Annotated in this window: 9 protein-coding genes; 5 read left to right on the top strand and 4 right to left on the bottom strand. The window is 63.6% G+C overall.

Going from position 1 to position 9,838, the window contains the following annotated elements:
• Positions 1-291 precede the first annotated feature (291 nt).
• Genes FJ930_RS17440 through FJ930_RS17430 form a run of 3 tightly spaced genes read left to right on the top strand, consistent with a single transcriptional unit; the run spans position 292 to position 3,333 of the window.
• Positions 292-1,170: an ABC transporter permease gene (locus FJ930_RS17440; protein WP_141839370.1), complete on the top strand. Its 879-nt coding sequence runs from the start codon at positions 292-294 to the stop codon at positions 1,168-1,170.
• Entirely contained in the window at positions 1,167-2,321 is a 1,155-nt protein-coding gene (locus tag FJ930_RS17435; RefSeq protein ID WP_141839368.1) for an ABC transporter permease, read from the top strand. The genes FJ930_RS17440 and FJ930_RS17435 overlap by 4 nt, the downstream gene beginning before the upstream one ends.
• Positions 2,322-2,361: 40 nt before the next feature.
• Positions 2,362-3,333: an ABC transporter substrate-binding protein gene (locus FJ930_RS17430; protein WP_140743420.1), complete on the top strand. Its 972-nt coding sequence runs from the start codon at positions 2,362-2,364 to the stop codon at positions 3,331-3,333.
• Positions 3,334-3,383: 50 nt separating this feature from the next.
• Here FJ930_RS17430 and FJ930_RS17425 read toward each other — a convergent pair whose 3' ends face one another.
• A complete protein-coding gene (locus FJ930_RS17425; protein ID WP_140743418.1) occupies positions 3,384-3,842 on the bottom strand; it encodes an Lrp/AsnC family transcriptional regulator in 459 nt (152 codons plus the stop codon).
• Positions 3,843-3,963: 121 nt separating this feature from the next.
• On the opposite strand from FJ930_RS17425, the gene FJ930_RS17420 reads away from it, so the two are divergent.
• Together FJ930_RS17420 and FJ930_RS17415 are read left to right on the top strand one after the other, a co-directional pair.
• A complete protein-coding gene (locus FJ930_RS17420) occupies positions 3,964-5,247 on the top strand; it encodes a cystathionine gamma-synthase family protein (protein WP_141839366.1) in 1,284 nt (427 codons plus the stop codon).
• A 152-nt stretch (positions 5,248-5,399) separates the two neighbouring features.
• A complete protein-coding gene (locus FJ930_RS17415) occupies positions 5,400-5,843 on the top strand; it encodes a CHRD domain-containing protein (RefSeq protein WP_140743414.1) in 444 nt (147 codons plus the stop codon).
• Between the two features lie 89 nt (positions 5,844-5,932).
• Here FJ930_RS17415 and FJ930_RS17410 read toward each other — a convergent pair whose 3' ends face one another.
• From FJ930_RS17410 to FJ930_RS17400, 3 genes are all read right to left on the bottom strand, one after another.
• Positions 5,933-7,582, bottom strand: coding sequence for a thiamine pyrophosphate-binding protein (locus FJ930_RS17410; RefSeq protein WP_141839364.1), 1,650 nt, complete (start codon positions 7,580-7,582; stop codon positions 5,933-5,935).
• On the bottom strand, positions 7,579-8,754 hold the full coding sequence (locus FJ930_RS17405) for a CaiB/BaiF CoA-transferase family protein (protein ID WP_141839362.1): 1,176 nt from the start codon (positions 8,752-8,754) through the stop codon (positions 7,579-7,581). Before FJ930_RS17405 ends, FJ930_RS17410 begins: the two co-directional genes overlap by 4 nt.
• 108 nt (positions 8,755-8,862) lie before the next feature.
• Positions 8,863-9,795: an alpha/beta hydrolase gene (locus FJ930_RS17400; RefSeq protein ID WP_141839360.1), complete on the bottom strand. Its 933-nt coding sequence runs from the start codon at positions 9,793-9,795 to the stop codon at positions 8,863-8,865.
• Between the last annotated feature and the right edge of the window lie 43 nt (positions 9,796-9,838).

Below are 9,838 nucleotides of genomic sequence, written 5' to 3'. Positions count from 1 at the left end.
GCGCAGACCCTAGGATCCATGCCGTGACGTCGATCGAGGGGTGTGAGCGGTCGAGAATGTTCGCCTTCCGAGGCGCGGCGGAGGGTGCCCCGTTCCGCGCCGTTGCGGAACGCGGAGGGAACGGCATGGATCCTAGGGTCTGCGCCGCGTCGCTTCGCTCCTTACTCCGCCCTAGGATGACGAAATCGCGATGGGCGGCTCGCGTCACGCAGGCGGCTTCGCGCCTGCTCCGCCCTAGGATGACGAAGAGCGCGCTGCGTCGCGCACTACCGCTGAGAGGAGGGGGCGCCAATGGATAGCTTCCGCTCCAAGATCATCCCTGTCACCACCATCCTCGTCGGCGTGGTGGTGCTCTGGTACGTTTTCGCCGTCATTCTCAACGCGCCGTTTCAGCGCGATATCGACAGCCGGGCCAACGTGACGCCGGGCACCGTCGAATTCATCGGCAAGACGCTGTCGCAGCCCAAGCCGACGCTGCCGGCGCCGCATCAGGTGGCGGTGAACTTCTTCGAGAACACTTTCCTGCGGCCGATCAACTCGAACCGCAGCCTCGTCTACAACGCCTGGGTGACGCTGTCGTCGACGCTGCTCGGCTTTGCCTTCGGCACCGCGCTCGGCATCATCATCGCGGTCGGCATCGTGCATGTGGCGACGCTCGACCGCAGTCTGATGCCGTGGATCATCGCCTCGCAGACCATTCCCATCCTGGCGGTGGCGCCGATGATCATCGTCGTGCTGGCGGCCGTCGGCATCACCGGCCTGATCCCGAAGGCGATGATCTCGACCTACCTGTCGTTCTTCCCGGTGACGGTCGGCATGGTGAAGGGCCTGCGCTCGCCCGAGATCATGCATCTCGACCTGATGCACACCTACAATGCCAGCCGCGCCCAGACCTTCTGGAAATTGCGCGTGCCGGCCTCCGTGCCGTTCCTGTTCACCTCGATGAAGGTGGCGGTGGCGGCAAGTCTCGTCGGCGCGATCGTCGGCGAATTGCCGACCGGTGCGGTCGCCGGCATCGGCGCCAAGCTGCTTGCCGGCGCCTATTACAGCCAGTCCATCGATATCTGGTCGGTGCTGGTCGCCGGTTCGATCGTGGCCGCGCTTCTGATCATGGTGGTCGGCATCGCCGGCCGCACCGTCGACCGCGCCATGGGCGGGAGGCCGGCATGAACTGGCTGAAACCCTCGTGGCAGGCCGTGCTGGCGATCCTGCTGTGCCTGGTCGCGATTGCGCTGGGCGCGATGTCGAAGCCGGAGGCGGCAGCACTCTCGGATACGGCTGCCAGTTTCAACTATCCCTATTTAGGGACGAAGAGTTTGATGCTCGGCCTGGCGATCGTGGCGGCGCTGATCTCCATGGTCAGGTTGCCATCGCTGGGCGAGGCCGTGGTGCTGTTCGTCGGCGCCCATCTCGTGGCCTGGCTGCTGATCTCGGGTATTTCCGGGTTCGAAGGCACGGCGCTGGCCCCGTATTTCCTGCTGCTCACGGCTGGATGGCTGCTCGGCTGGCGTTGCGTGGCGGTGCTGTCGGGCCTCCGCCCGACCACAAGCTGGTCCCGCACAGCGCTGCGCCTGATCATCCCGGCCATCTTCGGCGCCTGGATACTCATTATCTGGGAGGCGGTGACGCGTGGCGCCGGCATCCCCTTCATCCTGCTGCCGCCGCCGAGCGCCATCGGCGTGCGCATTGTCAACTCGCTGTCGGTACTCGGCGCCGATGTCCGGCAGACCATCTTCAAGGCGGTGCTTTTCGGCTATATCGTCGGCAGCGGCGCCGGCTTCGTCACCGCGATCCTCGCCGACCGGGTGCCGTTCCTGCGGCGTGGCCTGCTGCCGATCGGCAACATGGTTTCGGCGCTGCCGATTATCGGCGTGGCGCCGATCATGGTCATGTGGTTCGGCTTCGACTGGCAGTCCAAGGCAGCCGTGGTCATCATCATGACCTTCTTCCCGATGCTGGTGAACACGGTCGCCGGGCTTGCCGCGTCGGGGCATATGGAGCGCGACCTGATGCGCACCTATGCGTCGGGCTACTGGCCGACGTTGATCAAGCTCAGGCTGCCGGCCGCCGCTCCCTTCATCTTCAACGCGCTGAAGATCAACTCGACGCTGGCGCTGATCGGCGCCATCGTCGCGGAGTTCTTCGGCACGCCCGTCGTCGGCATGGGCTTCCGCATCTCGACCGAGGTCGGGCGGATGAACATCGACATGGTGTGGGCTGAAATCGCAGTTGCAGCACTTGCGGGTTCGGTCTTTTATGGCGTGGTCGCCCTTGTCGAAAGGGCCGTCACGTTTTGGCATCCCTCTGTCCGTGGTGGATAGGGGCGGTGGGTTCAGGGCACTAACTTCAGAGGGTAAAAAAATGAAAAGACTTCTTATTCCGCTTCTGGCCGGCGCGCTGTCGCTGGCCGCTTTCCAGGCAATGGCCGCCGACAAGGTGACGCTGCAGCTCAAATGGGTCACGCAGGCGCAGTTTGCCGGTTACTATGTCGCCAAGGCCAAGGGCTTCTATGACGCTGAAGGCCTCGACGTCGACATCAAGCCGGGCGGCCCCGATATCGCACCCGAACAGGTGATCGCCGGCGGCGGCGCCGACGTCATCGTCGACTGGATGGGCGGGGCGTTGGCTGCCCGCGACAAGGGCGTGATGCTCGTCAATATCGCCCAGCCCTTCAAGAAGGCGGGCATGGAACTGGTCTGCCCCAAGAACGGACCGATCAAGACCGAGGCCGATTTCAAGGGCCACACGCTCGGCGTCTGGTTCTTCGGCAACGAATATCCGTTCTACGCCTGGATGAACAAGATCGGCCTCAAGACCGATGGCGGCCCGGACGGCGTCACCGTGCTGAAGCAGAGCTTCGACGTGCAGCCGCTGATCCAAAAGCAGGCGGACTGCATTTCGGTGATGACCTACAACGAATACGGCCAGGTGCTGGATGCCGGCTACAAGCCCGAGGACCTGATCGTCTTCAACTATTCGGCCATGGGCAACGACTTGTTGGAGGATGGGCTCTACACGCTTGAGGACAAGCTCAAGGATCCGGCCTTCGCCGACAAGATGGTGCGTTTCGTGCGCGCCTCGATGAAGGGCTGGAAATACGCAACCGAGAACACCGACGAGGCGGCCGGCATTGTCGTGGACAATGGCGGTCAAGACGAGAACCACCAGAAGTTCATGATGAAGGAAGTGGCCAAGCTGATCGACAATGCCGACGGCAAGCTGATCCCTGCGGCTTACGAGCGCACCGCCAAGGCCCTGCTCGACCAGAAGATCATCACCAAGGAGCCGACCGGCGCCTACACCACCGCGATCACCGACAAGGCCGTGAAGTAAGCGTAGCCCCGCTACGATCGATCTTCAGAGCGGCGCCTCCGACCAAGGGGTCAGAGGCGCCGTTCCTTTATGGTGTTCATCACAAAACTGGTCTCGATCGAGGCGACGCATTTCAGCCGCGCGATCTTTTCCTTGATGAAGCGCTCATACTGGTCGAGGCCGCCGGTCACAACCTTGAGCACATAGTCGCGCGAGCCGGTGACGAGGTGGCATTCCAGCACTTCGTCCCACCCGCGGATCGCTTCCTCGAACATGACGATCTCGTCCTCGTTCTGGCGGCCGAGCCTTATGGTGGCGATGGCGACCATGGTCCAGCCAAAGGCAGCCGGATCGACCAGCGTCGTGTAGCCCCTGATAATTCCGGCTTCCTCCAGCCGCCGCACGCGCCTGAGACAAGGCGACGGCGACAGGCCGATGCGCTCCGCCAACTCGTTGTTCGTGATACGCGCATCGGCGCGCAGTTCATGCAGGATCTTGCGGTCGAAATCATCAGCTATTTTCTGCTGCACTTTTGGCCTCTCCAGGCAATTCATTGCGATAGTGCAGCCATGGGGGGCCAAAAATAGCAAGGACTGTGTGGTGGGGATCGCATAAATTGCCGCCACACCTCTCGAAAAAGCAGGGCACATCATGACCGCGCCGCGTCCTTCGAAAACCCATATCGGCAACCACAAGCTTCATCCCGAAACGCTGATGCTGAGCTATGGCTTCGATCCGCAGCTGTCGGAGGGCGCAGTCAAGCCGCCGGTGTTCCTGACGTCGACCTTCGTGTTCAAATCGGCGGAGGAGGGGCGTGATTTCTTCGACTACACGTCCGGCCGAAAGGAGCCGCCGAGCGGCACGGCGTCGGGCCTTGTCTATTCGCGCTTCAATCATCCCAACAGCGAGATCGTCGAGGACCGGCTCGCCGTCTATGAGGGGACGGATGCCTGCATCATGTTTTCGTCGGGAATGTCGGCGATCGCGACGACGCTGCTTGCCTATGCCCGCCCCGGCGACGTGATCCTGCATTCGCAGCCGCTCTATGGCGGCACCGAGACGCTTTTGACGCGCACGCTTGCCGGCTTCGGCATCGGCGCGGTCGGCTTCGCGGATGGCGTCGACGAGGCGGCGGTGCGCGTGGCGGCCGATGCGGCGACCGCGAAGGGCCGTGTGTCGGTTATCCTGATCGAGACGCCGTCGAACCCGACCAATAGCCTTGTCGATATCGCGCTGATGCGGAAGGCCGCCGACGAGATCGGCGCAAGGCAAGGATCGACGCCGATCATAGCCTGCGACAACACGCTGCTCGGTCCAGTCTTCCAGCGGCCTATCGAGCACGGCGCCGATATCTCCGTCTATTCGCTGACCAAATATGTCGGCGGCCATTCCGACCTGATCGCGGGCGCCGTCATGGGCGGCAAGGCGGTCACAAAGCCGATCAAGGCTCTGCGTGGCGCGATCGGCACGCAGCTTGATCCACATTCCTGCTGGATGCTCGGCCGCTCGCTGGAGACGCTGTCGATCCGCATGGAACGGGCGAACGACAATGCCCGTCTGATTGCCGGATTCCTGCAAGAGCATCCCAAGGTGGCGAAGGTGCATTACCTGCCGTTCCTCGGCGAGGACACGCCTGCCGCCCGCGTCTATCGGGCGCAATGCAGCGGCGCCGGTTCGACCTTCTCCTTCGACATCAGGGGCGGACAGAAGGCGGCCTTCGCCTTTCTCAACGGGCTGCAGATCTTCAAGCTGGCGGTAAGCCTCGGTGGCACGGAATCGCTGGCCAGCCATCCAGCCGCCATGACCCATTCGGGCATTCCCTTCGACGTGCGCCAGCGCATCGGCGTTCTGGAGACCACGGTCAGGCTGTCGATCGGCGTCGAGCACCCGGATGACCTGATCGCCGACCTTGCGCAGGCTCTGGCCGCCGTCTGATCCCGGGCGGTGAATGGGCGGTAATCGCCCGTTTTTCCCGTGGCCGGTCACAAAAACGTGTGCGGGGATACATTACGCCGCCCAATCGTTCCCGTTGACGCATTCGCGTGTCGGGAAGCCATGACGGATGCGCAGCTAACTGGAGGTTCTTCATGCGCAGACAATCCTTCATGCCGGTGCTTTCCGCGCTGGCCATTTCGACCGCCTTTCTATTCGCATCGCCGGCCATGGCCGAAATGGTGAAGTACAAGGCAACGCTCGATGGCGGCCAGCAGAGCCCTCCCATCACCACCAAGGGCAAGGGGACTGCCACTTTGACCTTTGACACCACCAAGAAGAAGCTAAGCTGGAACGTCAAATATTCCGGTCTGAGCGGACCGGCGACGGCCGCGCACATTCACGGTCCCGCGGGGATGGGCGAAAATGCCGCGCCGGTAATCCCGTTCAAGGGCAAGCTCAAGAGCCCGATCAAGGGGTCAGCGACGCTCACAGATGCGCAAGCGGCTGACCTTGAGGCCGGCAAATACTACGTTAACGTCCACACCGCCGCCAACAAGGATGGCGAGATCCGCGGTCAGATCGAGAAGGCGATGTAGCGCGGTCGGAAGGGGCGGCGCACCGCCCCTTTGCCAAACGAGTCCTTAACCTCAGCACGGCCGGTGAAAGGCAGCAGGCTTTCTTTGCCTTAGCCCTTGTCGCGGATCTGGGTCATCGTCCTGGTCGGTGTGATCGCCTCCGGATCGAGCCGGATTTCGACGATCGACGGCTTGCCGCTGGCGCGCGCACGCTCGAAGGCGGATGCGAAATCTGACGTCTTCTCCACCGTCTCCCCATGGCCGCCATAGGCTCGGGCCAGCGACGCGAAGTCGGGGTTCTTGAGGTCGGTCGCAACCACGCGGCCAGGATATTCGCGCTCCTGGTGCATGCGAATGGTGCCGTAAATGCCATTGTTGACGACCACGACGACGATCGGCAGGTCGTACTGCACGGCGGTGGCGAATTCCTGACCGTTCATCAGGAAGCAGCCATCGCCGGCAAACGCGACCACGGTGCGTTCCGGAAACAGCTCCTTGGCTGCGACCGCGGCAGGCGTGCCATAGCCCATCGAGCCCGACGTCGGCGCTGCCTGCGTGCCGAAGCGGCGGAAGCGGTGGAAGCGATGCACCCAGGTGGCATAATTGCCGGCGCCGTTGGTCAGGATGGCGTCTTCCGGCAGCATCTTTTCCAGATAGTTCATGATCGGGCCCATCTGGACCGGGCCAGGGCCGCTTTCCGGCGGCGTCGACCATTCGAGATAGGCCGCATGGAGTTTTGGCGTCTCGGCCGCCCATACCGGCTCGGAGGCCGGCTTGCGCCTGGCGAAAGCCTCGACGAAGGCCGATGGCGAGGCGTTGATGGCCACGGTCGGCCTGTAGACGCGACCGAGCTCGCCGGCATCGGCGTGGACATGCACCAGCGTCTGGTCAGGGTAGGGGCTCTTCAGCAATGTGTAGTCGGATGAGGGCATCTCGCCCATGCGGCCGCCGATCAGCAGCAACAGATCGGCCTGCTTGATGGCGGTGGCAAGCTTCGGATTGATGCCGATGCCGACGTCGCCGGCATAGTTCGGATGCAGATGGTCGAACAGCATCTGGCGGCGGAAGGAACAGCCGATCGGCAGCGACCACGCCTCGGCGATCGCGCGCATCCGTGCCACGGCCTCCGTGTCCCAGCGCGTGCCGCCAAGGATGACGATGGGCCTGATGGACTTGGCCAAGAGCGTTTCCAGCGCATCGAGTTCTGCTTCGCCCGGACGGGTCTCGACCGGCGTGTGCGGCAAGACGGCAGGCGCCTCGACGACGCTGGTCAGCATGTCCTCCGGCAGCGAGATCACCACCGGGCCGGGACGGCCCGATGTCGCCACCGCGAAGGCGCGGGTGACGAATTCGGGGATGCGCGAGGCATCGTCGATCTCGACCACCCATTTGGCGATATCGCCGAAGAACCTCTTGTAATCAACCTCCTGAAAGGCCTCGCGCTCCTTGGCGTGGCTGGCGACCTGGCCGATGAACAGGATGAGCGGAATCGAATCCTGCATGGCGATGTGGATGCCGGCCGACGCATTGGTGGCACCGGGGCCGCGGGTGACGAAGCAGATGCCGGGTTTGCCGGTCAGGCGCCCGTGGCAGTCGGCCATCATCGCCGCACCGCCTTCCTGGCGGCAGACGATGGTGCGGATCGTGGAATCATGCAGCGCGTCGAGTACCGCGAGGTAGGATTCGCCGGGTACGCAATAGATGCGGTCGGTGCCGTGGGCTTCGAGCGCGTCGACGATCAGTTGTCCGCCGGTCTTCATTTTCCAGACCTCTCCAGTTCGGCAAGGATTTCTTGGGTGTGTTCGCCAAGGCGCGGCGAGGGGCGCTCATAGACCAGCGGCGTGCCGGACATCACCATCGGCGCGCGCACCGAGGGCAGAAGGTTGCCATGGCCGTCGTCGAGGTCGAGCCGCATGCCGCGCGCGACCGTCTGCGGGTCGGCGAACATCTGGCCGATCGTGTTGATCGGGCTCGCCGGCACGCTTGCCGCTTCGAGTCTTGCCAACAGCGGATCGCGGTCGAGAGACTTCAGCGCCTCGACGATGCGCTCGCGCAGCCTCACGCGGTTGGCGACGCGGGCCGGGTTGGTGGCGAAGTCGGGATTGGCAGGCAAATCGTCCAGTCCGACGGCGGCGCAGAACTTGGTGAACTGGCCGTCATTGCCGACGGCCAGGATGATGTGGCCATCCCGGACCGGAAGCACTTCGTAAGGGGCGATGTTCATATGCGCATTGCCCATCTGAACCGGCGACTTGCCGGAGACGAGATAGTTGAGGTTCTGGTTGCCGAGCGCCGAGATCTGGGTGTCGAAGAGCGCCATGTCGATATGCTGGCCCTCACCGGTTTGCTCGGCATGGCGCAGGGCTGCCTGGATGGCGACGACCGAATAAAGACCGGTGAAAAGATCCGATATGGCGACGCCGGCCTTTTGCGGCTCGCGTCCGGCCTCGCCGGTGATCGACATCATGCCGGCCATGGCCTGGATGATAAAATCGTAGCCGGCGCGGGGCGCATAAGGTCCATCCTGGCCGAAGCCGGTGATGGAGCAGTAGACCAGGCGCGGGTTGATCTTGCGCAGGCCGTCATAATCGAGCCCGTACTTCTTCAAGCCGCCGAGCTTGAAGTTTTCGATCAGTACATCCGACGTCGCGACCAGCCGGCGCACGGTCTCGGCGCCGTCGGGCGTCGAGAAGTCGATGGCGATAGAGCGCTTGCCGCGATTGCAGGAATGATAATAGGCGGCCGACAGATTCTCGCCGTCATGGCTCATGACAAAGGGCGGCCCCCATTTGCGGGTGTCGTCGCCGCCATCGGGGCTTTCCACCTTGATGACATCGGCGCCGAGATCGGCAAGCAATTGCCCGGCCCAGGGCCCGGCGAGGATGCGGGCGAGTTCGACGACGCGGACGCCTTTCAGCGGGGGCTCAGCCATAAATCACCGTGGTTGCCGCAATCACCGTGATCGCAGCGAAAGCAGAGCCTCTATCAAGCCCGGCGACGACTGTCACGGCCCTTGCAATGGGCCAACGAACTGGCTCGGTCACACTTTCAGAACGCTATCCGCCCAGGCCGCGAAATCGTCCATGACGATGTCGCGGTTCACCTCGTTCAGGCTTTCGTGGCGAGTGTCGGCGTAAACCTTTGATACGAGATTCGAAAAACCCATCTTGCGCATGCGGTTGGCGAGATGGGTGATGCCCTTGCCGTAGTCCGAGGCGGGGTCTTTCTCACCGCCGACGATGGCGACGGGAAGACCGCGCCGGACCCCGGCAAAGCCGGCGTCCTTGCCGCCATTGAGCGCCATCGAGACCACGTCGCGCCACATCGAGATAGAGGCATCCCAGCCGCACAGTGGATCGGCGACGTATTTCGCCACCTCCGCCCCGTCGCGCGACAGCCAGTCGAACAGCGTGCGGTGATTGGGCACCGCCTTGCCCCAGGCCTGGAAGGTGAGTCTCGGCAGCAGGCGCGACGGAACGTCCGAGCCCAGCCGCATCCGCTCCCAGGCAAGGATGCCGAGCGCCAGCTGTCCAAGCAGGCCTTGCGAAAAATTGCCGTTCCAGATCGCGGCGGCATGGATGCGGGATGAGTGGCCCAAAAGGAAATTCAGCGCCACGGACGCGCCCATCGAGTGGCCGAAGAGGATGACGGGCAGGCCTGGCCATTCCCCGGCGATCAGATCGTGGACTGCATCGACATCGGCGATCACCTTGGCCGGTCCATCCCTGTCGGCGAATCTGCCGAGCGGCGCGTCTGGCGCCTTGGTCCGGCCATGGCCGCGATGGTCATGGGCATAGACGTGGAAGCCGCGTGAGCCAAGGAAATCGGCAAAGCGGGCATAGCGCGCGGCATGCTCGGCGAGACCATGATTGATCTGGACGACCGCGCGCGGCCGGCCATCGGCCTGCCTGATGAAGAGATTGAGCTCGGCGCCGGTCGGCGAGCGGACCAGGCGTTGCTGGTTGAATGGCATGCAGGCTGGTCTCCACCCCTGGTTCGCCTCATGGCGTCCGACC

The sequence above is a fragment of the Mesorhizobium sp. B2-4-15 genome (assembly GCF_006658505.1).
Classification (GTDB): domain Bacteria; phylum Pseudomonadota; class Alphaproteobacteria; order Rhizobiales; family Rhizobiaceae; genus Mesorhizobium.
The sequence above is the reverse complement of the archived record's forward strand: the minus strand, read 5'-3'. Positions and strand labels throughout refer to the sequence as shown.

What these genes read in the sequence shown, in the direction of transcription:
- FJ930_RS17400 (WP_141839360.1), bottom strand. Translation starts at nt 9,795, where the DNA reads ATGCCATTCAACCAGCAACGCCTGGTCCGCTCGCCGACCGGCGCCGAG.
- FJ930_RS17420 (WP_141839366.1), top strand. Translation starts at nt 3,964, where the DNA reads ATGACCGCGCCGCGTCCTTCGAAAACCCATATCGGCAACCACAAGCTT.
- FJ930_RS17430 (WP_140743420.1), top strand. Translation starts at nt 2,362, where the DNA reads ATGAAAAGACTTCTTATTCCGCTTCTGGCCGGCGCGCTGTCGCTGGCC.
- FJ930_RS17410 (WP_141839364.1), bottom strand. Translation starts at nt 7,582, where the DNA reads ATGAAGACCGGCGGACAACTGATCGTCGACGCGCTCGAAGCCCACGGC.
- FJ930_RS17415 (WP_140743414.1), top strand. Translation starts at nt 5,400, where the DNA reads ATGCGCAGACAATCCTTCATGCCGGTGCTTTCCGCGCTGGCCATTTCG.
- FJ930_RS17440 (WP_141839370.1), top strand. Translation starts at nt 292, where the DNA reads ATGGATAGCTTCCGCTCCAAGATCATCCCTGTCACCACCATCCTCGTC.
- FJ930_RS17435 (WP_141839368.1), top strand. Translation starts at nt 1,167, where the DNA reads ATGAACTGGCTGAAACCCTCGTGGCAGGCCGTGCTGGCGATCCTGCTG.
- FJ930_RS17405 (WP_141839362.1), bottom strand. Translation starts at nt 8,754, where the DNA reads ATGGCTGAGCCCCCGCTGAAAGGCGTCCGCGTCGTCGAACTCGCCCGC.